This is a genomic window from Pseudonocardia nematodicida, assembly GCF_040105385.1.
GTDB lineage: Bacteria > Actinomycetota > Actinomycetes > Mycobacteriales > Pseudonocardiaceae > Pseudonocardia > Pseudonocardia nematodicida.
Window position 1 is genome coordinate 25,495 of sequence record NZ_JBEDNQ010000012.1, and the last position, 24,459, is coordinate 49,953.

A 24,459-nucleotide genomic window follows, 5' to 3' on the forward strand; every position below is an offset into this window, starting at 1 on the left:
TTCCGGTGACCGGCCGCCGCCGCCCCGGGCGGGGCGGCGGCGATCCGGGCGATCGTTCGCGCCTCAGCCTGCCTGATGGGGCAGGAAGGCCTCGTAGGTCCACGCGTTGGCGGCACGGTCGAGGACGACGTCGACCAGGGCCGGGCGCCCGCTCGCGAACGCCTGCTTGACCGCGTCGACGAGCTCGTCGACGGTCGTCGCCCGCCGGCCGGGCACGCCCATCCCCTCGGCGACCTTGGCGAAGTCGACCTCGTCGAAGTCGACGCCGATGGTGCGGCCGTCGAAGTGCAGCTCCTGCTCCTGGCGGATGTTGCCGTAGCTGGAGTCGTTGAGCACGACGATGCAGACCGGGCCGCCGGTGCGGGCCAGGGTCTCGATCTCGCCGAGGCTCATGCCCAGCGAGCCGTCCCCGATCAGCGCGAGCACCGGGCGCTCCGGATCGTCGGCGACCGAGGCGATCGCCGCCGGCAGCGCGAAGCCCATGTTCCCGAAGCCGACCGGCTTGATGTAGCGGTAGGGCCGGGGCATCTCCCAGAGGAACGACCAGACACCGGGGTTGCCGGCGTCCGGGATCAGCACGGCCTCGGGGGGGGTGACCTCACGCAGCGCCCGCACGACGACGGCCGGGGACACGGTGCCCGGGGTCTCGGGCTCGCGGGACTCCGTGAGCGCCCACCACCTGCTCTCGGCCTCCCCCAGTTCGGCGACCCAGCCGGTCCGGGACTCCCGGGCCGCGGCGGCGCCACCGGCGGTCGCCTCGATCATCGAGGTGCAGAACGCGCCGAGGTCCCCGACCACGCCGGTGGTCGTCTCGGAGTAGTAGCGCCCGATCATGGTCGGGTCGACGTCGACCTGGACGACCGGCGGCAGCGGGGTCTTCCACCGCCTGGTGGAGACGGCGTTGAGGCTGTTGCCCAGCGCCAGCACCAGGTCGGACTCGGCGAGCACCCGGGAGGTGAGCGCGGTGCCCATCCGGGACAGCGCCCCGAACACCAGCGGGTGGTCGGTCGGGACCGCCCCCATACCGTTGAACGTGGTGATGACCGGGATGTTGAGCGCGTCGGCCAGCGCCAGCACGTCGTCGGCGGCCTTGGCGCGGTTGCCGCCGTTGCCGACCCAGATCACCGGGCGCTCGGCGGCCAGCACCCGCTCGGCGACCTCGGCGATCGCGGACGGAGCGGGGACCGGGCGGGTGCCGACCCAGTCCCGCGACGGGTGCGTCGCGGGTACCGCGGGCGGGGCGTCGACGACGTTCTCGATGGTGTCCCGGGCGAAGTCCAGGTGCACCGGACCGGGGTTGCCGGTCATGGCCGCGACGTAGGCCTCCTCCATCGCCTGCTTGATCGACGAGGCGTGCGCGACGAGCCGGCTGAACTTGGTGAACGGCTCGAAGATCTTGACGTGGTCGGCGTTCTGGGCGTCGTCCTTGTGGATGTTCTCGCCGTTGTTGTTGCAGGTGATGATGATCGCCGGGCTGGAGTCGCGGAACGCGCCGCCGACACCGGTGAGCAGGTTGGTGGCGCCGGGGCCGGTAGTCGCGATCGCGACCGCCGGGGTGCCGGTGAGACGTCCGTAGGCGTCGGCCATCACCGCGGCGGCGTTCTCGTGCCGGGTGTGGACCATCTCGATGCCGGGGGTGTCGATGATCGCGTCGGTGATCGCGAGTGTCTGCCCGCCGACGACGCCGAAGACGCGCCGGACGCCGAGCGACTCGAGCATCTTCACGACCAGCTGGCCGCCGGTCATCTTCTCCGACATGGGGAGTGTCCTTCCGTGGTACGGATGCGGTGGGGGGATCAGGAGGAGGTGCCGGCGGGCCGGTCGGCGGTGGCCGGGTCGACGATGTCGCTGCGGTGGGTCTCCTTGGACAGCACCGCGCACCAGGCGCCGACACCGAGCATCGCGATGGTGATCAGCACGACCGGCCAGGGATCTCCGTCGGTGGCGATGAGCAGCGACGTCGCGACGTAGGGCCAGACCCCGACGACCATGCTCGGCAACTGCGCGGCCATCGAGATGCCGGTGTAGCGGGTCCGGGTGCTGAACAACTCGGAGAACATCGCCGGCTGCACGCCGTAGAGCGCGCCGATGCCGATCGAGTAGGCCACCACCATCATGAGGACGACCAGCGGGAACGAGTTCGTGTCCAGGATCAGGAAGATCGGCCAGGTCATCACCGCGGCCACACCGGCACCGAGCAGGTAGACCGGGCGCCGCCCGATCCGGTCCGAGAGCCGGCCCATGAAGTAGTAGGTGAAGATCGCGACGCCGGCCGCGATGCAGCTCGCCCAGAGCACGTCCGAGCGGTCGAGGTCGGTGTAGTTCGCGGCGTAGGTCAGCACGAACGTCAGCAGGACGTAGCCGAAGATCCCCTCGCCGAGCCGCAGGCCCATCGCGATCAGCAGCGGGCGGCGCTCGAGGCGCAGCAGCCGGCGCAGCGGGATCTGCTCCTCCTCGGCCGGGGCGGCGCCATCGGCCTTCGCGGCCGCGGCCGCCTCCTGCGCGGCGACGAAGGCGGGGGTCTCGGTCAGCTTCAGCCGGATGAACAGCCCGACCGCGACCAGCACGATGCTGATCAGGAACGGGATCCGCCAGCCCCAGCTGAACAGCTGCTCGTCGGGCAGCAGGGCGACCAGGGCGAAGATGCCGGTCGCGGCGACCAGGCCGATCGCGTTGCCGATCTGGGGGGCGCTGCCGTAGGCCCCGCGCTTGCCCTCCGGGGCGTACTCGACGGCGACCAGCGCGGCGCCGCCCCACTCGCCGCCGACGCCGAAGCCCTGGATGATCCGCAGGAGCACCAGCAGGATCGGGGCCAGCACGCCGATCTGGGCCGTCGTGGGGAGCAGGCCCATGAGGAACGTGGCGATCCCCATCATCATCAGCGTGGTGACCAGGGCGCCCTTGCGGCCGAGCCGGTCACCGATGTGGCCGAAGACGATTCCGCCGAGCGGCCGGGCGAAGAACCCGACGCCGAAGACGGCGAACGCGGCCAGGGTGCCGGCGAGCGGGTCCTCGCTGGGGAAGAACAGTGCGCCGAAGACCAGCACCGACGCGGTGCCGAAGATGAAGTAGTCGTACCACTCGATCGCCGTGCCGACGAGGCTGGCGGTGGCGGCGCGACGCGCGAGGGCGGTGCGTTCCGCCTCGGTCTGCGGTGGCCGCGCGGCCGCGGGTGTGGTGCTCACACTGACTCCGTTGTCGTGAGGGGTCGGGGGCGCCGGGAGTCCGGCGAAGTTGTCTAGATCGCTAGACTTACCGAGAACAACACACCGGCCCATCACCGTCAAGGCCCGGGCCTCCGGGTGCCCGGCACCGGACCCCTTGACGGATCACAGTGTGGCGTGACTCAATCCAATTGAGTAGACGTCTAGCCTTTTGCGACGAGGAGGTCGCCGTGGCAGTGGACCATCAGTCACCCGGCGCGTTGGACGGCCTGCGGGTGCTGGACCTCTCCCGGTTCATCGCCGGGCCGCTGTGCTGCCAGATCCTCGGCGACATGGGCGCCGAGGTCGTCAAGGTCGAGCGCCCCGGTGGCGAGGACGGCCGGCGGCACCGGCCGTTCCACCGGGGGCACAGCCTCTACACGATGATGTTCAACCGGAACAAGCACGGGATCACCCTCGACACCCGCCATCCCGAGGCGCTCGGGATCCTCGAGGGGCTCGTGGCGCGCAGCGACGTGGTCGTCGAGAACTTCCGGCCGGGCACGCTGGAGAAGATGGGCATCGGCTGGGAGCGGATCCACGAGATCAACCCGCGCACCGTGCTCGTGTCGATCTCCGGGTACGGGCAGACCGGGCCGAACCGGGACCGCGCGCTGTTCGACGCGATCGCCCAGGCCGGGTCCGGGCTGATGAGCATGACCGGGTCCCCGGACGGCGAACCGACGATGGCCGGCGCGTTCCTGGCCGACCACACCGCGGGCTTCCACGGCGTGATGGGCACGATGATGGCGCTGGCCGCGCGCGAGCGCACCGGGCTCGGCCAGCACGTCGACATCGCCTGCATGGACGCGCTGTTCGCCTGCATGGGCACCCTGCCCAGTGCCTGGGCGATGCTCGGCGAGACCAGCGGGCGCACCGGCAACCGGGACCAGATCACCGTGCCCGCCAACACCTTCCCCACTGCCGACGGGTACGTGTACCTGCACGCGGGCACCGACGCGCTGTTCCCCCGGCTCGCCGCGGCGATGGAGGATCCCGGCCTCGCCGACGACCCGCGCTTCCGCGGCCAGGCCGACCGGCTGACGCACGTCGAGGCCCTGGAGGACATCGTGCGCGGCTGGACCCGCCGGGAATCCACCACGACGATCTGCGACCGGCTCGCCGCGGCCGGGATCCCGTCGTCGCCGGTCGCCACGGTCGCCGAGGTGACCGACTCGGAGCAGGTGAAGGCCCGCGAGATGATGATCGAGGTCGAGCACCCCGAGCTGGGCACGCTCGTCCTGCCGGGCATGCCGATCAAGCTGGGTGCGACGCCCGCGCGGGCCCGCAAGGCTCCCCCGACGGCCGGTGAGGACAACGCCGTGGTCTACGGCCGCCTCCTCGGGTACTCCGACGAGCGGGTCCGCGCGCTGGCCGACGCCGGCGCGATCTGACACTTCCCCACCCCCGAATCCGAGCACGCCCCCGAATCCGAGCACGCCCCCGAATCCGAGCACGAGGAGCACCGCCATGACCTGGCGCGACCTGACCGACCCCCGCGTGGTCGCGGACGGCGTCGACCCCGAGGCAGGCCTGAAGGAGCCGATCTTCGAGAACCTGGAGATCCCCGAGGCGCTCGGCCCGGTGACGCTCGTCGTCGACGACCACAAGATCAAGCGCTACGCCTTCACCCAGGACGACCACCACCCCTGGCACCTGCACGACAGCCCGTTCGGCGGCCGGATCGCGCACGCCGGGCTGCTGTCCAACGATCTCGTGCAGCTGTTCACCACCCGCTACGCGGCGAGCCGGACCGTCGGTCTGCACACCGAGGAGCAGCTCTGGTTCGACAGCCCGGCGTTCCTCGGTGACGAGATCACGCTTGCCGGCACCTACACCGAGAGCTACACCCGGCGCGGCCAGGACTACGTCGTGATGGAGGCGACCGCTTCCGGGCCGGGCGGGCGCAGCGTCCTGCGCCACCGCGGGGTGGAGATCCTGCGGACCCGGCCCGGCGACGTCGCCGGCCGGGGCTCCACCGGCGACGGCGGCTCCGGCGGCCCCGGCCGGATCTCCGGCACGGCCGACCCGGACCTGCCGGTCGCCCGGCTCGGCACCGACACCGTGGTGCCCGGCGCGGCGCTGCCGGAGCTGGAGTTCACGATCACCCAGGAGCAGGCCTCGGTCTTCTCCCGGTGCGGCGAGTACGTCCGCAACGTGCACTCCGACCTCGCCGTCGCCCGCGACGGCGGCCTGCGCATCCCGATCGTCCAGGGCCAGCAGCAGTGCGGCCTGGTGACGGCGATGCTGACCCGCTTCTTCGGCGAGTCGCTGTTCACCGGCGGCCGGCTGCGGGTCAAGTTCGTCGCCCCGGTCGAGGTCTTCGAGCCGCTGACGGTCACCGGCGTCGTCACGGCGGTCACCCCGTCGGACTCCGGCAGCCTCGTCGAGACCGAGGTGTGGGTCCGGCGCGCCGACGGCCGGCTGTCCACCGTCGGCTGGGCCAGCGCCACCGTGCCCGCCGGCGCGACCGGCGCCGAGCCGTCCACATCCACCCACCCGTGAGTGGATGTCGTGGTCAGAGCCACGACAACCACTCACGACCCGCTCCCGCAGGAGGATCCATGACGACCACCGAGCAGCAGCCCGCACTCATCGGCGGCACCACGACGCCCTGGTGGACGGGCACCAAGCCGGCCCTGTTCGAGAACATCGAGATCGGCGAGCAGTTCGGCCCGTTCGAGATCACCGTCGACGACCGGCTGGTCAAGAACTACGTCTTCGCCCAGGACGACCCGGCCGCCGGTGCGCTGACGCACGACGGCGCGCCGGCCGCGCACCCGGCGCTGCTCTGCAACGAGCTGCTGTTCCTCTTCTACGCCAACTTCGACGGCAACACCGCCGAGGGCCTGCACACCCACGAGAACATCAGCTTCCACTCCCCGATCCGGATCGGGGAGAAGGTGACGATCGGTGGCCGCTACGTCGAGACCTACGAGCGCCGCGGTCAGGGCTACGTGGTGATGGAGGCCGAGGCGCACGGCGAGGACGGCCGCCCGCTGGTCACCCGGCGCGGCACCGAGATCATGCACACCCGGGCGGCCGACGTCGTCGGCGGCTCGCGCGCCCCCGCCCCGGCCCGCGCGGTGACCGGCGAGGCGCTCGACGTCACCCCGGCCGAGCGGGCGTCGTTCGACCTGGCCGAGCGCACCCCGCTCGCCCCGGCCGCGACCCGGATCTCGCAGGAGCAGATGTACGTCTTCTCCTGGGGCGGCCGCGGCTTCTCCAACATCCACACCGACGCCGCCGGCGCGAAGAAGGTCGGGATGGACCGGACCGTCGCGCAGGCCATGCAGCAGGTCGGCTACCTGAGCCGGATGTGCACCGCCTTCCACGGCCCGTCCTTCGTGACCGGTGGGCACCTGTCGGTCAAGTTCGTCAACCCGTTCTACGTCGACGACCTGGTCACCGCGCGCGGCGCGGTGCTCGGCACGGTCGACCACGACGGCGCCCGGCACCTCGAGAGCGAGGTCTGGGTGGAGAACGAGGCCGGCCGCAAGACCGCCGTCGGCTGGGCGCACGCCCCGGTCGCCGAGGGCTGAGGCCCCATGTCCGGGACCACCGAGCCGGCCGGCTCCGCGCAGGCCGAGTCCGAGCAGAAGGCCGCACCGAGCACCATCCGCCGGGTCGCCACCGCCAGCCTCGTCGGAACCATGGTCGAGTGGTACGACTACTTCATCTTCGGCACGGCGTCGGCGATCGTGTTCAACCGGATCTTCTTCCCGGACCTGGACCCGGCCGTCGGGACGCTCGCCGCGTTCGCGACGCTCGGCGTCGGGTTCCTGGCGCGCCCGCTCGGCGCGGTGGTCATCGGGCACTACGGCGACCGGATCGGCCGCAAGTCGATGCTGGTGCTGACGCTGCTGGTGATGGGCGTCGCGACCTTCGCCATCGGCCTGCTGCCGACCTACGAGACCATCGGGATCTGGGCCCCGGTGCTGCTGGTGTTCCTGCGGCTGGTGCAGGGCTTCGGCGTCGGCGGTGAGTGGGGCGGCGCCGTGCTCATGGTCGTCGAGCACTCACCGCCGAGGCAGCGCGGCTTCTGGGGCACCTTCCCGCAGATCGGCAACGCGCTCGGCCTCATCGCCGCGACCGGGATCTTCGCGCTGTTCGCGCTGCTGCCCGAGGAGCAGTTCCTGTCCTGGGGCTGGCGGATCCCGTTCCTGCTCAGCGCGGTGATGCTCGCGGTCGGCCTCTACATCCGGCTCGCGGTCGCCGAGTCGCCGTCGTTCGAGAAGCTCAAGCGCGAGCAGCAGCAGGTGAAGCTGCCGGTCGTCGAGGTGTTCCGCACCCAGTGGCGCAGCATCCTGACCACGATCGGCCTGCGCAGCTCCGAGGGCGTGTTCTCCTACATCATCCTGACCTTCGCGCTGTCCTACGCGACCGGGAACCTGGACCTGCCCCGCACCCCGATCCTGCTGGCGACGACGGTCGCGGCCGCCTTCATCGCGATCGCCTACCCGCTGTTCGGGCTGCTGTCGGACCGGGTGGGACGACGCCCGGTGTACCTGTTCGGCGCCGTGTTCACCCTGCTGTTCGCGTTCCCCTTCACCTGGCTGCTGGAGAGCGGCTCGATGGTGCTGCTGTGGCTGGCGATGATCGTCGGCTACGTGTTCGCGATCGGCTCGACGTACGCGGTGCAGCCGGCGCTGTTCTCCGAGCTGTTCAGCACGAAGGTGCGCTACACCGGCATCTCGGTCGGCCAGCAGCTCGCCTCGGTCGTCACCAGCGGGCTCGCCCCGACGGTCGCGGCCGCGCTGACCATCTGGGCCGGCGGTGCACTGTGGCCGGTCGCGGTCTACGTCGCGGCCTCGGCGGTGATCACCATCGTGACGGTCGCCTGCACCCGCGAGACCTACCGCGGCACGGTCTGAGCCGCCCCCTCCCCGACCCGCCCGACACATCCGGGAGTCCCCCCGTGCACGACGACGACGTCGCGACCGCCGCGCCACCCGGCCGCGCGCACCTCCTGATCGACCGCTACCACCGGATCGTCCCCGTCCTGGACCGGGTCACGATCGGCGCCGCCGTCGCGCTGGTCACGACCGGTGTCGCGGTCACCGCGCTGGCCGTGGCCGCCCGCAAGATCCCCGCCCTGCCCTCGATGTCGTGGGCGTCCGAGCTGACGACCTTCTGCCTGGTCGCGGCCGTGCTGCTGGTGGTGCCGCAGGGCCTGCGGCAGAACACCCAGATGGCGGTCACGGTGCTCACCGACCGGCTCGGCGACCGCGGCTTCCAGGCCCTGACGGCGGTCAACCAGGTGCTCTCGGCCTGCCTGTTCGGGGTGCTGGCCTGGTTCGGCACCGAGACGGTGCTGATCCAGCAGGCCAGCCACACCCCGCAGCTCGGGCTGTCGATGGCCGTGCCGTACCTGGTCCTGGCCGTCGCCGCGGCGCTGATGCTGCTCGAGACCGTCGTCCGGTTCGCCGAGGCGCTGCTGGGCCGCGCACCGCGCGGCCCGGTGGGCGCCGACACTCCGGTGGAGGTCTGAGATGGAGATGCTGCTCCTGTTCGGGCTCCTGATCGGCTTCCTGGTGCTCGGCATGCCGGTCGCGGTGGCGATCGGCCTGTCCGCGCTGGCGGTGATCGTGCTGGCCGACCTGGCCGTCCCGCTGACGCTGGTGCCGCACCAGATCTTCGCCGGGATGAACAGCTACGCGCTGATGGCCGTCCCGTTCTTCATCCTCGCCGGCGAGATGATGAACGCCTCCGGGGTGACGCAGCGGATCATCCGGCTGGCGCTCGCGCTGGTCGGGCACGTGCGCGGAAGCCTGGCCCAGGTCAACACGGTCGGCTCGATCATGATGGCCGGCGTCTCCGGCTCCGGGGCCGCCGACACCGCGGCGCTGGGCAGCGTGCTGATCCCGGAGATGGAGAAGAAGGGCTACGACCGCGCCTACTCCGCGGCGATCACCGCGGCCACCGCCACGGTCGGCCCGATCATCCCGCCGTCGGTGCTGTTCGTGGTCTACGGCTCGCTCACCAACACCTCGGTCGGCAGCCTGTTCCTGGCCGGGATCCTGCCCGGGCTGGTGATGGGCGTGATCCTCATGGCGGTCGCCTACGTCACCGCCCGGCGGCGCGGCTTCCAGCAGGACCCCGAGCCCTTCAGCCTCGCCGCGCTCGGCGGCGCGGCGCTGGGCGGGCTCGCCGCGGCACTGGTCCCGGCGATCATCGTGGCCGCGATCCTCACCGGGTTCGCCACCGCGACCGAGGTCGGCGTGGTCGCCGTGCTCGTCGCCCTGCTGCTCGGGCTGGTGGCCTTCGGCCGGCTGCGCGGGTGGCGCGAGCTCACCGGCGTCGTCACCGCGGCCACCCGCACCAGCGCGGCGATCCTGTTCATCATCGCCACCTCCGGCCTGTTCGCGAACGTGCTGACCCGGCTGCGGTTCCAGGACTCCCTGCTCGGCGCGGTCTCGGGCATCTCGACGGACCCGATCGTCGTCCTGGTCCTGATCGTGCTCGCGCTGCTGCTGTTCGGGATGTTCATCGACGTCACCCCGCTGCTGATCATGTTCGCCGCGCCGGTCGCGGTGATCGGTGGCGAGCTCGGGCTCGACCCGCTGCACCTCGGCGTCGTCGTGGTGCTGACCGCCACCATCGGCGCGGTCACCCCGCCGGTCGGCGGCTACCTGATCATCGCCGGTGGCATCGCCCGGGTCCCGCTCACCGCGATGGTCCGGCCCCTGGTGCCGTTCTGGGGCGCGCTCGTCCTGAGCCTCGCCGTGCTGATCTCGTTCCCCGCACTGGCCACCGCGATCCCGTCGCTCGTCGGCGGATGAGGGAGTCGACATGACACGCGCCCGTGCCCTGCCGGCCGCGCTGCTGGCAGCGATCTGCCTGGTGCTCACCGCCTGCGGCTCCCCGGCGGGCGGTGAGGAACCTCTGGTGATCCGCTACGGCAACATCTACCCGGCGTCGACGACGTTCGGGAAGGCCGTCGACCGGATGGCCGAGCTCGTGGAGGAGCGCAGCGACGGCGCCGTCCGGATGGACGTGTTCCACAGTGGAGCGCTCGGCAGCGAGCAGGTCCACATCGAGGGCGTCCGCGAGGGCTCGCTGGAGATGGCGCACACCGGGACCGCCGGGATCGCGCTGTTCGTCCCGGAGACCGCGCTGTTCGAGCAGTGGTACGCCTTCGACGACCTCGACCAGCTCGCGCGGGCGTTCGACGACGCGACCCCGCTGCTGGAGCGGATGTACGCCGACAAGGGCTTCACCCTGCTCGGCACGTTCTACAACGGACCGCGCACGCTGATCTCGACCAGCCCGATCCGCTCGCTCGACGACGTGCAGGGCAAGCAGCTCCGGGTCCCGGGCAGCGATCTCTACGTCCGGATGGCCAACGGTCTCGGCGCCCGCGGAGTGTCGATGCCGCTCGGCGACGCCTTCACCGGCCTGCAGACCGGCACCATCGACGCGCTGGAGGGCTCGCCGGACGACCTGCGCAGCGGCGGCTACGGCTCGGTCGCGCCCTACCTCACCCTCGACGAGCACGTCTACCACCCGCTGTCGATCGTATACGGCCGCGACGCGTGGGAGGCGCTCGCGCCCGAGCAGCGCGAGCTGGTCCAGGCCGCCGTCGACGAGGTCTCCGCCGAGCAGCGCGCCGCGCTGGAGCAGGCCAATGTGGACGCCCTCACGGAGCTCGAGGAGGACGGCGTCGAGATCATCGAGATCACCGACCGGGAGGCCTGGGCGGACCGCGTCGCACCGACCTCGGCCGGGTTCGCGCAGCGCTTCGGCCCGGACGGGCAGCGCATCGTCGAGATCCTCGACGCCGCCGGCCGGCCCTGAGTACCCCGCAGTCGAAGGAGAGGACGATCGCCATGCCAGAACCCGCCGGAGCGCTCGACGGGATCCGCGTGCTGGACCTGTCCCGGTTCATCGCCGGGCCGTTGTGCGCGCAGATCCTCGGCGACCTGGGCGCCGACGTGATCAAGGTGGAGCGCCCCGGCGGCGAGGACGCCCGCGGGCTGGGCCCGTTCCTCGACGGCGAGAGCCTCTACGTCGCCACCTACAACCGCAACAAGCGGGCGATCACGGTCGACACCCGGCACCCGGACGGTGTGGCACTGCTCGCCGATCTGGTCACCCGCTGCGACGTCCTCGTCGAGAACTACCGGCCCGGGACGATGGCGGCGATGGGTCTGTCCCACGAGCGGCTGGCCGAGCTCAACCCGCGCCTGGTCGTCGTCTCGCTGTCCGGGTTCGGGCAGGACGGCCCGATGGCCGGCCGGGCGCTGTTCGACGCGATCGCGCAGGCCATGTCCGGGCTGATGAGCCGCACCGGGCGGGCGGAGGACCCGCCGCTGCCGGCCGGGACGTTCGTCGCCGACCACCTGACCGGCGTCTACGGCGCGCTCGGCGCGGTCACCGCGCTGCACCACCGGACGAGCACCGGGCGCGGGCAGGTGGTCGACGTCGCGTCGCTGGACGCGCTGTTCTCCTGCCTCGGCACGACGTCGGTGGCCGCCGCGAACGGTGTCGCCCCGGCCGAGCGCACCGGGTCCCGGGACCCGCTGAGCGGACCCGCGAACACCTTCCCCACCTCCGATGGGTGGATCTACCTGCACGCCGGGACCGACCCGCTGTTCCCCCGGCTGTGCGAGGCCATGGGACGGCCGTCCCTGGCGGACGGGACGTGGCGCGACGTGGCCGGCCGGATGGCCGACATCGAGGCCGTCGAGGCCGAGGTGAGCGCCTGGACCCGGGAGCTGTCCACCGACGAGGTCTCCGCGCTGCTGGACGCGCAGCGGATCCCGTTCGGACCGGTGCTGACCGTGGACGAGGCCGCCGCGCTCCCCCAGCTCGCCGCCCGCGGGATGCTCGTCGAGGGCGGGCACTCGGTGCTCGGGTCGATCACCCAGCTCGGGATGCCGGCCAAGCTCAGCGACGCACCGGGGACCGTGCGCCGGGGTGTGCCGGCGGTCGGTGAGCACACCGGTGAGGTGCTCACCGAGCTGCTCGGCCTCGACGACGCCGGGGTGGAGAAGCTGCGCGCGGCCGGGGCGGTCTGAACACCGGACAGTTCGCCGAGCGAACCGTCTAACAAATACGGAAATTCGCCTTGCGAACGGTTGTGTCGTCGGCGGTCATCACGTAGTTTCGTGACGCGATGACGGGCTGGTGACGCTCCTGACGAGCCCGTCAGCAGCAGGAACCGGTGCCACCGCACCGGTTCCGCTCCCCTGACGGATCGATATCACGAGGTCACCGCCGACCATGAGCGATTCCGAAAGACGGCTCAGCCGACGCCAGATGGTCGGCCTGCTCGGCGTCGTCGGCGCCGGTGCCGCCGCCCTCCCGCTACGGCACGCGTACGGCGCGCTCGCCGGCGGGCCGGCCGACGCCTCGGCCGGGGCGTACCCGACGGGCACGGTCGAGATCCTCGTCGGGTTCTCCCCCGGTGGGCTCACCGACACCGTCGCGCGGATGACCGCCGACTACCTCGGCCGGCAGTTCGGCTCCCCGGTCGTCGTGCTCAACAAGCCCGGCGCCGGGGGTGCGCTGGCGCTCAACGAGCTGGCCGGTGCCGCCCCGGACGGCCACACCCTGATGATCTCGTCGGTCGGCCAGATCGCGGTCCTGCCGCACACCTCGTCCGGGCTGCGGGTCGATCCCCGGACCGAGCTGAGCAACATCTCGCTGATCGGCGAGGGCGACTTCGTGTTCACCGTCCACCCCAGCCTCCCGATCCACACGGTCGACGAGCTCCGCGCGCACGTCCGCCGCGAGCCGCGCTCGCTGATCTACGGGACCTCGGGGGCCGGCGGGAACCTGCACCTCGGGACCGAGTACTTCCTGCAGCTCGCCGGGATCGAGATGGACGGTGTGCACTACCCGGGCTCGGCGACCCTCATCCCGGACCTGCTCAACGGCCAGGTGCAGTTCGCGATCAACGTCTACCCCGCCGTCGCCGACTACATCGAGCAGGGCGCACTGCGCCCGATCCTGGTGACCGGCCGGGACCGGGAGGTCGGCATCCCGGACATCCCCGCCTCGCCCGAGGTCGGCGTCGGGCCGCTCGCGGACTGCCAGAACTGGTTCGGCCTGCACGCCCCGCCCGGGACACCGGCGCCGGTCGTCGAGCTCCTCGCCGGGCACGTGGCCCGGGCGGTCGGGGCGCCACCGCTGAGCGAACGCCTGGTCCGCGGTGGCTTGCGCCCGCGCCCGCTCGGACCGGCGGAGTTCCAGCAACGGATCGAGCAGGACTACGTCCGGTTCGGCGACGTAGCCCGCCAGTCCGGCATGGCGGCGGTCTGATCGGGGTGCGAGCGCAGTCAGAGGTCCACACGAGACGGAAGGTGACCGGCACGATGGCGGAGACACTGCGGGTGGGGGTCGTTGGCTGCGGCATGATCAGCCGAGACCACCTCGTCGCCTGGCGGAACGAGCCGCGTGCGGAAGTCGTCGCGCTGTGCGATCCCGACCCCGCCCGCACGGCCGACCGGGGCGCGGAGTTCGGGATCGCCCGGCACTACACCGACGCCGCACGGATGCTCGACGCCGAGGACCTCGACGCCCTCGACGTGATCACCCCGCGACAGACCCACCGCGACCTCGTCCTGCTCGCCGCGGAACACGGCGTCCCGGTGCTGTGCGAGAAGCCGCTGTGCCCGACGCTCGCCGAGGCCGAGGCACTGGTCGCCGAGGTCGGCGGCCGCACCCGGGTGATGGTGAACGAGAACTGGCGGTTCCGGCCGTACTTCCGGCAGCTGCGGGAGTGGATCGACGCCGGCCACGTCGGCACGATCACCTCGGCGCGGATGTCGCTGACCCGCTCGAACCTCCTGGCCGACGCCGACGGCTCGATCCCGGCGCTGCGCCGCCAGCCGTTCTTCGCCGCCGAGGAGCGGCTGCTCGTCGCGGAGTCGCTGATCCACGAGCTGGACACCTTGCGGTACCTCCTCGGGGAGACCCGGGTCGTCGGCGCCGTCACCCGCCGGACCTCCCCCGACGTCGTCGGCGAGGACAGCGCGGCGATCCTGCTGACCACCGGCGACGGGCTCCCGGTCGTCGTCACCGGCTGCATGGTGGCCGCCGGGCACCACTACCGGGAGGGTGACCACCTCGTCCTGACCGGGACGCGGAGCAGTGTCACCCTCGACCGCTCGGTGCTGACGATCACCGGCGCACACGGGAAGACCGTCGAGTACGACGAGGCCACCGCCCGGCAGGACTCGTTCGACCACTCGGTCCGGCACTTCGTCGACCGGGTCCGCGACGGCGGCGAGTTCGACACCTCGATGGCCGACCAGCTCGCGACGCTCGCGCTCGTCGAGGACGTCTACCGCAGGGCCGGGTGACACCGGTGCCCGACATCGGGACGACCGGCTCCACCCGGACGATCACGGCTGCCCTCCCCGGGGCGCTGCTCGGCCTGCTCGGCGCGCTCGTCGTCGCGACGGCGCTCGGCACCTGGTTCACCGGCGGCGGCGAGACCACCCCCGGACTCGTCCCGCTGGTCACCGGGCTGCTGCTGCTCGGCGCCGGGTGCGCCGTCGCGGCCGGGGACATCCGGTCGCGGCCCGGCGCCGATACCGCGGCGGCGGGACCGGTGGCCGGCGAGGTCACCGACGTCGTCGTCGTGATCGGCTCGGTTCTGGTGTTCGCCGCGTTCGTCGGCGGGCTCGGGCTGCTGCTCACCGTGCCCGCGGTGGTCTACGTCCTCGCCACCCGGCTCGACTTCCGCACCGGCCGGGGCCTGGCCGCGACGATGGCGGGCCTGCTCGTGCTCGTCGTCGGCGCCTTCGTCCTGGGGCTGCGCCTCCCCCTCCCGATCCTGCCGACGGTGCCCTGACATGGACGACGTACTCCTCGGTCTCACCGCGGTCCTGCAGCCGCAGCTGCTGCTGTTCTGCCTGCTCGGCGTCACGCTCGGCACGCTGGTGGGGGTGATGCCCGGCATCGGCTCGCTCGCCGCGGTCTCCCTGCTGATCCCGATCAGCTTCCACGTCCCCCCGGACGCCGCGCTGATCCTGCTCGCCGGCGTGTACTACGGCACCCTCTACGGCGGCTCGACCGCGTCGATCCTGCTCAACCTGCCCGGCAGCCCGTCCTCGGCGGTGGCCTGTTTCGACGGATACCCGATGGCGAAGCAGGGCCGGGCCGGCCTCGCGCTGAGCATGACGACGATCGGCTCCTTCGTCGGCGCCGCCGCCGGGATCGTCCTGATGATCGCGCTGGCCCCGACGATCGCGGGCATCGGCCTGATGATGACCGCCGCGGACTACTTCGCGCTGCTGGTCGTCGGGCTGGTCGCCTCGCTGACGCTGGCGTCGGGGTCGAAGGTCAAGGGCCTGGCGATGATGCTCGTCGGGATCATGCTGGGCTTCGTCGGCACCGACTCGCAGACCGGCCAGGAGCGCTTCACCTTCGGCTCGCTGTACCTGGCCGACGGGATCAACCTGGTCGCGCTCTCGATCGGCCTCTTCGGACTCTCGGAGGTCATCGCGGGGCTCACCCGCGGGTCGGTGCCGGTGGTCCCGGCCGACCTGCGGCTCCGTTCGCTGCTGCCCACCCGTTCCGACCTGCGCCGTTCGGTCGCGCCGATGGGTCGCGGGACCGCGCTCGGCGCGTTCGTCGGGGCGCTGCCCGGCGCCGGGACGAACGTGGCGTCGTTCATGTCCTACGTGGTCGAGAAGCGGGTGTCGAAGACCCCCGAGCGGTTCGGGAAGGGCGCGCTCGAGGGCGTCGTCGCGCCGGAGACCTCGAACAACGCGGCGGCGCAGACGGCGTTCATCCCGACCATGACGCTCGGCGTGCCCGGCGACGCCACGATGGCGCTGCTGCTCGGCGTGCTGATCATGCACGGCATCCAGCCCGGGCCGACGTTCGTGGCCGAGGAACCGGAGATGTTCTGGGCGCTGATCATGAGCTTCTGGATCGGCAACCTGCTGCTGGTGGTGCTGAACCTGCCGCTGATCGGGGTGTGGGTCCGGATCCTCGCGGTGCCCCGGCGGGTGCTGATGCCGACGATCGTGGTGCTGATGTGCGTCGGGGTGTACTCGATCAACAACAGCGCCCTCGACATCGTGACCATGGCGTTCTTCGGGGCGATCGGCTACCTGCTGCTGCGGCGGGGCTTCGAGGTCGCGCCGCTGGTGCTGGGCTTCATCCTGGGCCCGCTGACCGAGGAGTACCTGCGCCGGGCGCTGACCCTGGCGCGCGGTGACGTGACGGCGATGGTCTCGCGGCCCAGCACCGCCGCGATCCTCGGTGTGGCCGCCGTGCTCCTGGTGGTCACCCTCGCCCGCGGGGCCCGCCCCCGGACGCGGCTCCCAGCCGGCACCGGGGGCGCCCCGTGATCGTCACACCGGACGAGGTGGCGCTGGGATACCTGACCCTGGCCGTCACCCCCGAGGAGACCGTGCGCGCGGCCGCCGCGGCCGGGTTCGCCGACTGCGGCGTACGGCTCACCCCCCGCAGCGCCGGCGGGCCCGGGGACCTCGAGGGTCTGCGGCCCGCTGCGGTGGCGGACCTGGCCGCGCAGGCCCGCGCGACCGGGGTGGGCATCTCCAACGTGACCTGCTTCCAGCTCAACCCGGCGCTGACCGGGGACGCCATGCGTGCCGTCGTCGACGCCGTGCACGGCCTCGGCGCACCCGTCCTCGTCGTCAACGCGTTCGACCTCGAACCCGGCCGGGCCGTCGAGATGTTCGCGCGATACTGCGAGCTGGCCGAACCCGCGGACGTACGGGTGGCGCTCGAGTTCATCCCGTACAGCTCGCTGACCTGCCTGGACGACGCGGTGGCCGCGGTCCGGCAGGCCGGGTCCCCGAGCGCGGCGATCACCCTCGACCTGCTCCACCTGCGCCGCTGCGGCGCCGGACCCGACGACGTGCGGCGGCTCGATCCGGGCGCGGTCGCGCTCGTCCAGCTGTGCGACGCCCCGGCCGACCCGACGGCGGGCGGCCTCGACGCGCTGCGCGAGGAGGCCCGCACCGCCCGGCTCCCGCTGGGCGCGGGCGGCCTGCCGGTGCGCGAGGTCGTCGCCGCCGTGCCCGGGACCTGCGACGTCGAGTACGAGGTGCCTTACGCCCCGCACGCCCGGCTGCCGCCGGAGGACAGGGCGCGCGCCGCGCGCCGCGACATCGACGACCATCTCGGGTGAGGAGAACGACCGAAGTGCATGCGCAGGGATCCGTGTCGATCGCGATCTGGAACGACATCGACACGGACTTCGACGACGAGTTCAACGAGTGGCACACCCGCGAGCACATGCCGGAACGCGTGAGCATCCCCGGATTCCTCCGCGGCCGGCGCTACGAGGCCATCGACGCCGACATCGCCTACTTCACCTACTACGAGCTGGCCGGGCCGGAGGTCCTCACCGGAGGCGACTACCGCGCGAAGCTCGACGCGCCGACCGACTGGTCGCTGAAGGCGACCCAGCGGTTCCGCAACAACATCCGCGGGGTCTGCGACGACCTGCTCGTCACCGGGGTGCAGCAGGGTGGGCACCTCGTCACCGCCCGGATCGACCTCGAACCCGGCACCGCGCCGTCCCCGGCGGCGACCGACCGGCTGGCCGCGCTGACCGAGGTCCCCGGCGTCGCCGGGGTCCGGCTGATCCGGTGCAACCCCGAGCTCAGCGGGACCCGGACCGCGCTGCAGAAGAGCCGGCAGATCGCGCTGCCCGAGACCGCCGTCTTCCTCGACTGCTACCGGCGGGAGCGGGCCGGCGACGTGGCGAAGCTCCTCACCGACACCGTCGCCGAGGTCTTCCCGGACCGGCCCGCCGTGGTCGGCACCTACCAGCTGCAGTGCGAGCTGACCGGGTCGTGACCACGCCGGACACCATCCTGCTGACCCACCGCACGACCGCCCGCGAGATGTGGTTCGGCGACGCGGCGGTGGCCGCGTTGCGCGCGTCCGGGCCGGTGCGGACCAACCCGGCGGACACGCCGTACGACGGGCCCGGGCTGGTCGAGGCCGCCCGCGGGTGCCCGGTCGTCGTCCTGGACCGGGAGACCGCGCTGCCCCGCGAGGTCCTCGCCGAGCTGCCCGACCTGGTCGCCGTGGCGCGCAGCGGGGTCGACTGCAGCCGGGTGGACGTCGAGGCGGCGAGCGCGGCGGGCGTGCTCGTCGTCCCCGCCGAGCCCGGGTACGTCGAGTCGACCGCCGAGCTGGTGCTGGCACTGCTCCTGTCGGCGGCCCGTGGGATCCCGCGCTACGCCCGCGCCTACGCCGTGGGCGCGCCCGCGGCGCCGGAGCTGGGCAGCGAGCTCGCGTCCTCGACCGTCGGGGTCGTCGGTCACGGCCGGGTCGGGCGCCGGGTCGCCCGGTTGCTGGACGCGTTCGGCGCGGACGTGCTGGTCACCGACCCGTTTCTCTCCGAAGTGGACGGCCGGTCGGTCGTGCCGTTGGAGGATCTCGCGTCCCGGTCGGACTTCGTCGTGCTGCTCACCGCGGCGACCGAACAGACCCGGCACCTGGTCTGCGAACCCGTCCTGCGGGCGATGCGGCCGGACGCCTGGCTGGTCAACTGCTCCCGCGGCCAGGTCGTCGACGAGGACGCCCTGCACCGGGCGCTGGAGCGGGGCGGGATCGCGGGCGTCGCGATGGATGTCGGCAGCGGGCACGATGAGATGCCGCACCCGCGCTTCCAGGGCCGCGACGACGTCATCGCCACCCCGCACATCGGCAACCTGACCGGGGCCGGGCTCGGCCGGCAGCCGATGAACACCGCGCACCACGTGGCCGAGCTGCTGGCCGGGCGGATCCCGGCGACGACGCTCGACCCGTCGGCCGACGCGCGCCTGCGCGCCCGCCACCCGCGCTGATCCTGCGACATCGATGGTCGACGGTTCCGGAGCGGAGCAACCGCCTGGCGAACGCTCCGCTCCGGAACCGGTGATCACCCACAGTCGTTCATCCGCCACCGCGCGACGGAGCCGCTGCGCTCCCGGCCGGCGCGCCGCTCACGATCTCGACACTGTCCCGGAACCCGGGACGGCAGGCCTTCAGCCACACCGGGACGTCCTCCGGCGGCGGGGTCGCGGCGCAGAGCAGGAGCCAGTGGCGGCCGTCCTGCGCGGGCATGCCGACGGCCTCCTCGACGGCGCTGTTCGGTGCCGCAGCGCCGTCCACCGGCTGGTCGACTGTCCACACGACCCGGGCGCCGGGAGTCGCGGAGACCAGCGCACCGCCCGCGCCCGGTGCCGGCGGCTCGACGACCTCCCAGCGGCCCCACGGCCGCCACGACGCGGCGAGGTCGTCCTCGTCCTGCTCGGCGAGATCGCCACAGGCTTCCAGCCACCCCTCGACGGCCGCCCGGAACCGGGCGAGCGTGCCACCGTGCGCGGGATCGGAGGCCAGGTTGTGCAGCTCGTGCGGATCCTCGGCGAGGTCGTAGAGCTCCTCCGCGGCGGGCTTGTGCTGGGCCACGACGACCCGCTGCCCGGGCGTGAGCAGGCTGCGGGGCTCGCCGACGGCCCGCTGGGCGGCCTCCGCGGACGCCAGCCGCCGCAGGTCCCGCCAGGTGTCGAGGGCGTCGGTGTACTCGCAGTGCGGCATCGGCGAGCGGTCGGGGTGGAAGTGGCGGACGTACCGGTAGCGGTCGTCGCGGGCGCTGCGGCTGCGGTCCTCGATCTCGATCAAGCGGTCCCGGCCGGCGAACACGTAGTCGTGCGGGTGCTCGACCACGGTCCCGTCCCGGGTGAGCAGCGGGACGCCGTGCATCGACGCCGGCACGTCGACCCCGCAGACCTCCAGCATCGTCGGGGCGAGGTCCATCAGGTGCACCGGGTCGGTGTGCACCGACCCGGCCGGCACCCGCCCGGGCCAGCGCACGACGAGCGGCACGTGCAGTCCGGAGTCGTTGAGCCAGCGCTTCGCCCGGGGCATGCCCAGGCCGTGGTCGCTCCAGAACACCACGATCGTCGAGTCGGTCAGCCCGTCCTCGTCGAGCTGGGCAAGCAGCTCACCGACCTGGTGGTCCATCTCGGTGATCAGATCGTGGTAGCGGGCCCACGCGGTGCGGAACGCCGGCGTGTCCGGGTGGTACGGCGGCAGCTCGACCCCGGCCGGATCATGCCGCTCGTGCGGGGCGACGTGCGGGATCCGCGCGGCGAACTCGTCGTCGTCACCGTAGAGCTGCGACTCGTGGGTGACCAGCCCGTGGAACGCGGCGAAGAAGGGGGTGTCCGTACTCGGCCGGTCACGCCAGTGCGCGGTCGCGGAGCAGTCATCGAACGCCGACGCGGGCACCGAGGTCTGGAAGTCGGTGAACCGGTTGTTCGTGGCGTGGTAGCCGGCTTCGCGGAGGTACTCGGTGAACAGCCGTACGTCCGGGGGCAGCACCGCCTTGGTGCGCATGTGCATCGTCCCGATCGCGGCCGGGTGGCAGCCCGTCATGATCGCCGAGCGGGACGGGCCGCACACCGGCGCGGCGGCGAAGGCGCGGTCGAACCGCATCCCCTCCGACGCCAGCCGGTCCAGGTGCGGTGTGCGGGCCTGCTCCGCACCCGGGTGCACCCCGGCGTAGCAACTCAGATGCGGGTTGATGTCGTGGGTGGAGATCCACAGGATGTTCGGCCGCCCCGTCGCGGCCCGCGGTGCGGTCACCGGGCCGCGGCCTCCCGTCGCTGCGCGCGCCGCTCGGCCTGCCGGTCCGGGTCCGGCACCGGTGAGGCGAGCAGCAACCTGCGCGTGTACTCGTGCCGGGGATCCCGGGTGACCTGCTCGGCATCGCCCTGCTCGACCAGCTCTCCCCGATAGAGCACCGCGACCCGGTGGCTGACCACCCGCACGACGTCGAGGTCGTGCGAGACGAACAGGTACGAGACCCCGGTGGTCTCCTGCAGCTCCAGGAACAGGTCGAGCACCCGGGCCTGGGTCGACAGGTCCAGTGCGCTGACCGGCTCGTCGCAGACGATCAGCTTGGGGCGCAGGGCCAGCGCCCGGGCGATGGCGATCCGCTGGCGCTGCCCGCCGGAGAACTCGCGGGGCATCCGGTGCATCGCGTCCTGCGGGAGGTGCACCCGGTCGAGCAGCGTCGAGATCCGGGAGCGGGCCTCCGCGCCGTCGATCCCCTGGACCAGCAACGGCTCGGAGAGCGTGTCGCCCACGGTCCGCGCGGGGTTGAGCGAGCTGTAGGGATCCTGGAACACGACCTGCAGGTCCCGGCTCAGCGCCTTGCGGGTCGACCGGTTCGCGGCCGCGATGTCCTGGCCGTCGAACCGGATCCGGCCCTCGGTCACCGGGGCCAGGCCGAGGACCGCGCGGCCGATCGTGCTCTTGCCCGATCCGGACTCGCCGACCAGCCCGAGCGTCTCGCCCGCTCCGACGTGCAGCGAGACCCCGTGCAGGGCCCGGAACGTGCGGCCGAACCGCTTCGCCCGGAACTCCACGACGAGGTCCTCGACAGCGAGCAGCGCGGATCCGGCCGCCTGGTCGCTCGGTGCACCCGCGGTGCCGGCGGGCTGGGCGTCGCTGATGGTGCCGGTCATCGTGTCGTCTCCAGGTTCTCCCCCGACGGGTTCGGGGTGGCCGGTGCGGCGAGCGCCTTGGCACGGCCCGGCTTGTCGGCGAGCATCGCGTCGAGCAGCGTCCGCGTGTAGTCCTCCTGCGGCTCACGCAGGATCGAGCGGACCTCGCCCTGCTCGACCACGGAGCCTTCCCGCATGACCACGACCCGGTCGCACAGGTCGGCGACCACGCCGAAGTTGTGGGTGACGAGCAGGACCGCCAGCCCCATCCGTGCCTGCAGGTCGCGCAGGACGTCGAGGACCTCGGCCTGGACGGTCACGTCCAGCGCGGTGGTCGGCTCGTCGGCGATCACCAGGTCCGGCTCGCACGAGATCGCACCGGCGATCAGGACCCGCTGGGCCATGCCACCGGACACCTCGTGCGGGAAGGACCGCATGACCCGCGCCGGGTCGGTGATCCCGACGCTGCGCAGGAGGTCCTCGGCCCGGCGTCCGGCCTCCTCGCGGGAGATCCCGAGCAGGTGCGTCATGGGTCGGACCAGCTGGTAGCCGATGCTGAAGGCCGGGTCCAGGTTGCTCATGGGCTCCTGCGGGATGTAGCCGATGCGCTTGCCGCGCAAGGGGCGCAGCCGTGCCTGGTCGACGGCCGTGTCGCCGGGGGCGACCGTGTGGGCGTCGTCGATCCGGATCGTCCCGCCGGTGATCAGGGCGTCTCCCGGCAGCAGGCCGAGGACCGAGAACGCGGTCTGGGACTTGCCCGAGCCGGACTCGCCGACCACGCCGAGCACCTCGCCGCGGTCGAGCGTCAGCGAGACCCCCGAGACGACCTCCTTGACCGTTCCGTCCGCCTGCGGGTACCCGACCCGCAGATCACGTACCTCGAGCAGGTGACCACCGGTGGAGCTGTCCGGCTCGTCCGCTCCGGCGCGGCGCCGCTCGGCGACCGCGGCCGCCGCGGCGGCACGGGCGCCACCGGACCCCGGCCCGGTCGGGTCGTCCAGCGCGTCGCGCAGCGCGTTGCCGAGCAGCACCAGGGCGCTGGTGGCCAGTGCGATCGCCAGCACCGGGAAGAAGAGGTTGAGCGGGGCGTCGTACATGCTGCGGAAGCCCTCGTTGAGCATCACACCCCAGGTGGGTACGGCCGAGTCGCCGAGGCCCAGGAACTCCAGCCCGGACTGGACGGCGATCGCCACACCGCACACCAGCGCGCCCTGGATGATCAGCGGGGCACGGACGACCGAGAGCACGTGCCGCCGCAGGATGCGCGCGTCGGACAGCCCCGAGACCTTGGCGGCGTCGATGTAGAGCTCGCTGCGCACGGACCGCACGGCGGTGCGGGCCAGGCGGAAGAACCCGGGCGACAGGATGAGCCCGAACGCGATCATCGACACCCAGACCGACGGCCCGACCGCGGCCCTCACGGCCAGCAGCACGATCATGCCCGGCAGCGCGAGGACGATGTTGGTGACCCAGGCGCCCGCCCCGTCGACGAGCCCGCCGTAGTAGCCGGCGAGCATCCCGGTGGGCAGCCCGACCACGATCGCGACGCCGGCGCACAGCAGCGCTGCGAGCAGCGTCGTCTGCCCGCCGACGAGCAGACGGCTCAGGATGTCGCGACCACCGCCGTCGGTCCCCAGTGGATGTTCGAGATCCGGAGTGGACAGGATGTTGCGGATGTCGGCGTAGTTCGGATCGAACGGGGCGATCACGTCCGCGAGCAGGACGGCCACGGCGATCACGCCCAGGAGGACGACGGCCGTCAGCCCCAGCGGGTTGCCCAGCAGGCGCCGCAGTGTCTCGCCACCGCGGCGTCGCGGGGCCGGACCGGTCGGCGTGGGCGGGACGGACGAGATCGAGTGCTCGCTCATGCGACACGCACCTTCGGGTTGAGCCAGCCGTTGGCCAGGTCGACGAGCAGGTTGACGACGACGACGATCACCGTCGTGTAGGCCACGACCCCCATGACCAGCGGGAGGTCGCCGGTGGTGGTCGCCTGGACGGCGAGCGTTCCGACCCCGGGGAGCGCGAAGACCTGTTCCAGCACGACGACGGCGCTGAGCATCCCGATGAACTGCAGGCTCAGCACGGTCAGCCCGGCCGGGGCGGCGCTGCGCAGCACGTGCCGGAAGAGGATCTCCCGTTCGGGCAGGCCGCGGCTGCGCAGGGTGCGCACGTGGTCACGGGAGAGCTGGGTGAGCACCGCACCGCGGACCTGCTGGGCCGACGCGGCCACACCGTTGATCAGCAGCGCGATCATCGGCAGCGTCAGCGAGGCCACCCACGCGCTCACCCCGGACCCCGGCGCGATGACGCTCACGGCGGGGAACCAGGGCAGCGCGACGACGAAGATGCTGACCAGGATCAGGCCGATCATGAAGCTGGGCAGGGCGTCGCCGATGGCGGCGCCGGTCTGCACGGCGCGGTCGGCCCAGCCGCGCCGGACCGCGGCGGTCATGCCGAGCGTCGTGGCGAGTACGCCGATCGCGAGGATCGCCACGGCCACCACGGTGAGTGTGACGGGCAGCCGGGCGGCGAGGGCGCCGACCACCGTCTCGTTGTTGAACCAGGACGATCCGAAGTCACCGCTCAGGACCGCCACCCACCAGTCGGCGAGTCGCTGCAGCAGCGGTTGGTCGAGGCCGAGCTCGGCGTTCTTGGCGGCGATCTGTTCGGGGGTCGCCTGCTCCCCGAGGATGTTGACGGCGACGTCGTCGGTGGAGAAGAACAGCAGCAGGAACGCCAGGCAGCAGACGGCGACGAGCACGACCGCACCCGACGCGAGCCGGCGGATCAGGAAGGGCAGCACGGCAGCCTCCGAGAGA

The 24,459-nt window shown here is 72.4% G+C and carries 21 protein-coding genes; 15 read left to right on the forward strand and 6 right to left on the reverse strand.

Going from position 1 to position 24,459, the window contains the following annotated elements; translation table 11 throughout:
• Positions 1-63: 63 nt before the first annotated feature.
• Both WIS52_RS25310 and WIS52_RS25315 read right to left on the reverse strand, forming a co-directional pair.
• Positions 64-1,758, reverse strand: a complete 1,695-nt coding sequence (locus WIS52_RS25310) for a thiamine pyrophosphate-binding protein (RefSeq protein ID WP_349300882.1) — start codon at positions 1,756-1,758, stop codon at positions 64-66.
• A 38-nt stretch (positions 1,759-1,796) separates the two neighbouring features.
• Entirely contained in the window at positions 1,797-3,185 is a 1,389-nt protein-coding gene (locus tag WIS52_RS25315) for an MFS transporter (RefSeq protein ID WP_349300883.1), read from the reverse strand.
• A 209-nt stretch (positions 3,186-3,394) separates the two neighbouring features.
• Between WIS52_RS25315 and WIS52_RS25320 the strand changes: the two genes are divergently transcribed.
• The 15 genes from WIS52_RS25320 (at position 3,395) to WIS52_RS25390 (ending at position 18,991) form a co-directional block, all read left to right on the forward strand.
• On the forward strand, positions 3,395-4,597 hold the full coding sequence (locus WIS52_RS25320) for a CaiB/BaiF CoA transferase family protein (protein WP_349300884.1): 1,203 nt from the start codon (positions 3,395-3,397) through the stop codon (positions 4,595-4,597).
• Positions 4,598-4,673: 76 nt separating this feature from the next.
• Complete coding sequence (locus WIS52_RS25325) at positions 4,674-5,708, forward strand: hypothetical protein (RefSeq protein ID WP_349300885.1); 1,035 nt, start codon at positions 4,674-4,676, stop codon at positions 5,706-5,708.
• A gap of 59 nt (positions 5,709-5,767) precedes the next feature.
• Positions 5,768-6,745 carry a MaoC family dehydratase gene (locus tag WIS52_RS25330; RefSeq protein ID WP_349300886.1) on the forward strand — a complete coding sequence of 326 codons (978 nt, stop codon included), beginning with the start codon at positions 5,768-5,770 and terminating at the stop codon, positions 6,743-6,745.
• 6 nt (positions 6,746-6,751) lie between these two features.
• Complete coding sequence (locus tag WIS52_RS25335) at positions 6,752-8,077, forward strand: MFS transporter (RefSeq protein ID WP_349300887.1); 1,326 nt, start codon at positions 6,752-6,754, stop codon at positions 8,075-8,077.
• Positions 8,078-8,121: 44 nt separating this feature from the next.
• A complete protein-coding gene (locus tag WIS52_RS25340) occupies positions 8,122-8,694 on the forward strand; it encodes a TRAP transporter small permease (protein ID WP_349300888.1) in 573 nt (190 codons plus the stop codon).
• A 1-nt stretch (position 8,695) separates the two neighbouring features.
• Positions 8,696-9,985 (forward strand): TRAP transporter large permease, encoded by a 1,290-nt coding sequence (locus WIS52_RS25345; protein WP_349300889.1) that lies wholly within the window; start codon positions 8,696-8,698, stop codon positions 9,983-9,985.
• A gap of 10 nt (positions 9,986-9,995) precedes the next feature.
• On the forward strand, positions 9,996-11,000 hold the full coding sequence (locus WIS52_RS25350; protein ID WP_349300890.1) for a TRAP transporter substrate-binding protein: 1,005 nt from the start codon (positions 9,996-9,998) through the stop codon (positions 10,998-11,000).
• Between the two features lie 32 nt (positions 11,001-11,032).
• On the forward strand, positions 11,033-12,223 hold the full coding sequence (locus WIS52_RS25355; RefSeq protein ID WP_349300891.1) for a CaiB/BaiF CoA transferase family protein: 1,191 nt from the start codon (positions 11,033-11,035) through the stop codon (positions 12,221-12,223).
• A 205-nt stretch (positions 12,224-12,428) separates the two neighbouring features.
• On the forward strand, positions 12,429-13,469 hold the full coding sequence (locus tag WIS52_RS25360) for a Bug family tripartite tricarboxylate transporter substrate binding protein (protein WP_349300892.1): 1,041 nt from the start codon (positions 12,429-12,431) through the stop codon (positions 13,467-13,469).
• Between the two features lie 53 nt (positions 13,470-13,522).
• Positions 13,523-14,512: a Gfo/Idh/MocA family protein gene (locus WIS52_RS25365; protein ID WP_349300893.1), complete on the forward strand. Its 990-nt coding sequence runs from the start codon at positions 13,523-13,525 to the stop codon at positions 14,510-14,512.
• Entirely contained in the window at positions 14,509-15,006 is a 498-nt protein-coding gene (locus WIS52_RS25370; protein ID WP_349300894.1) for a tripartite tricarboxylate transporter TctB family protein, read from the forward strand. The genes WIS52_RS25365 and WIS52_RS25370 overlap by 4 nt, the downstream gene beginning before the upstream one ends.
• Position 15,007: 1 nt before the next feature.
• Positions 15,008-16,513 (forward strand): tripartite tricarboxylate transporter permease, encoded by a 1,506-nt coding sequence (locus WIS52_RS25375; RefSeq protein ID WP_349300895.1) that lies wholly within the window; start codon positions 15,008-15,010, stop codon positions 16,511-16,513.
• Positions 16,510-17,319: a sugar phosphate isomerase/epimerase family protein gene (locus WIS52_RS25380; RefSeq protein WP_349300896.1), complete on the forward strand. Its 810-nt coding sequence runs from the start codon at positions 16,510-16,512 to the stop codon at positions 17,317-17,319. The genes WIS52_RS25375 and WIS52_RS25380 overlap by 4 nt, the downstream gene beginning before the upstream one ends.
• Before the next feature lie 32 nt (positions 17,320-17,351).
• A complete protein-coding gene (locus tag WIS52_RS25385) occupies positions 17,352-17,993 on the forward strand; it encodes a hypothetical protein (RefSeq protein WP_349300897.1) in 642 nt (213 codons plus the stop codon).
• Complete coding sequence (locus tag WIS52_RS25390; RefSeq protein WP_349300898.1) at positions 17,990-18,991, forward strand: NAD(P)-dependent oxidoreductase; 1,002 nt, start codon at positions 17,990-17,992, stop codon at positions 18,989-18,991. The genes WIS52_RS25385 and WIS52_RS25390 overlap by 4 nt, the downstream gene beginning before the upstream one ends.
• An 88-nt stretch (positions 18,992-19,079) precedes the next feature.
• Here WIS52_RS25390 and WIS52_RS25395 read toward each other — a convergent pair whose 3' ends face one another.
• Genes WIS52_RS25395 through WIS52_RS25410 form a run of 4 tightly spaced genes read right to left on the reverse strand, consistent with a single transcriptional unit; the run spans position 19,080 to position 24,443 of the window.
• On the reverse strand, positions 19,080-20,774 hold the full coding sequence (locus WIS52_RS25395; protein WP_349300899.1) for a sulfatase family protein: 1,695 nt from the start codon (positions 20,772-20,774) through the stop codon (positions 19,080-19,082).
• Positions 20,771-21,658: an ATP-binding cassette domain-containing protein gene (locus WIS52_RS25400; RefSeq protein ID WP_349300900.1), complete on the reverse strand. Its 888-nt coding sequence runs from the start codon at positions 21,656-21,658 to the stop codon at positions 20,771-20,773. Before WIS52_RS25400 ends, WIS52_RS25395 begins: the two co-directional genes overlap by 4 nt.
• On the reverse strand, positions 21,655-23,505 hold the full coding sequence (locus tag WIS52_RS25405; RefSeq protein ID WP_349300901.1) for a dipeptide/oligopeptide/nickel ABC transporter permease/ATP-binding protein: 1,851 nt from the start codon (positions 23,503-23,505) through the stop codon (positions 21,655-21,657). Before WIS52_RS25405 ends, WIS52_RS25400 begins: the two co-directional genes overlap by 4 nt.
• A complete protein-coding gene (locus tag WIS52_RS25410; RefSeq protein WP_349300902.1) occupies positions 23,502-24,443 on the reverse strand; it encodes an ABC transporter permease in 942 nt (313 codons plus the stop codon). Before WIS52_RS25410 ends, WIS52_RS25405 begins: the two co-directional genes overlap by 4 nt.
• Between the last annotated feature and the right edge of the window lie 16 nt (positions 24,444-24,459).

Bases quoted from the DNA above. Each gene is read 5' to 3' on its own strand.
- WIS52_RS25405 (WP_349300901.1), bottom strand. From the start codon at position 23,505: ATGAGCGAGCACTCGATCTCGTCCGTCCCGCCCACGCCGACCGGTCCG.
- WIS52_RS25355 (WP_349300891.1), top strand. From the start codon at position 11,033: ATGCCAGAACCCGCCGGAGCGCTCGACGGGATCCGCGTGCTGGACCTG.
- WIS52_RS25345 (WP_349300889.1), top strand. From the start codon at position 8,696: ATGGAGATGCTGCTCCTGTTCGGGCTCCTGATCGGCTTCCTGGTGCTC.
- WIS52_RS25365 (WP_349300893.1), top strand. From the start codon at position 13,523: ATGGCGGAGACACTGCGGGTGGGGGTCGTTGGCTGCGGCATGATCAGC.
- WIS52_RS25335 (WP_349300887.1), top strand. From the start codon at position 6,752: ATGTCCGGGACCACCGAGCCGGCCGGCTCCGCGCAGGCCGAGTCCGAG.
- WIS52_RS25375 (WP_349300895.1), top strand. From the start codon at position 15,008: ATGGACGACGTACTCCTCGGTCTCACCGCGGTCCTGCAGCCGCAGCTG.
- WIS52_RS25330 (WP_349300886.1), top strand. From the start codon at position 5,768: ATGACGACCACCGAGCAGCAGCCCGCACTCATCGGCGGCACCACGACG.
- WIS52_RS25360 (WP_349300892.1), top strand. From the start codon at position 12,429: ATGAGCGATTCCGAAAGACGGCTCAGCCGACGCCAGATGGTCGGCCTG.
- WIS52_RS25350 (WP_349300890.1), top strand. From the start codon at position 9,996: ATGACACGCGCCCGTGCCCTGCCGGCCGCGCTGCTGGCAGCGATCTGC.
- WIS52_RS25400 (WP_349300900.1), bottom strand. From the start codon at position 21,658: ATGACCGGCACCATCAGCGACGCCCAGCCCGCCGGCACCGCGGGTGCA.
- WIS52_RS25310 (WP_349300882.1), bottom strand. From the start codon at position 1,758: ATGTCGGAGAAGATGACCGGCGGCCAGCTGGTCGTGAAGATGCTCGAG.
- WIS52_RS25325 (WP_349300885.1), top strand. From the start codon at position 4,674: ATGACCTGGCGCGACCTGACCGACCCCCGCGTGGTCGCGGACGGCGTC.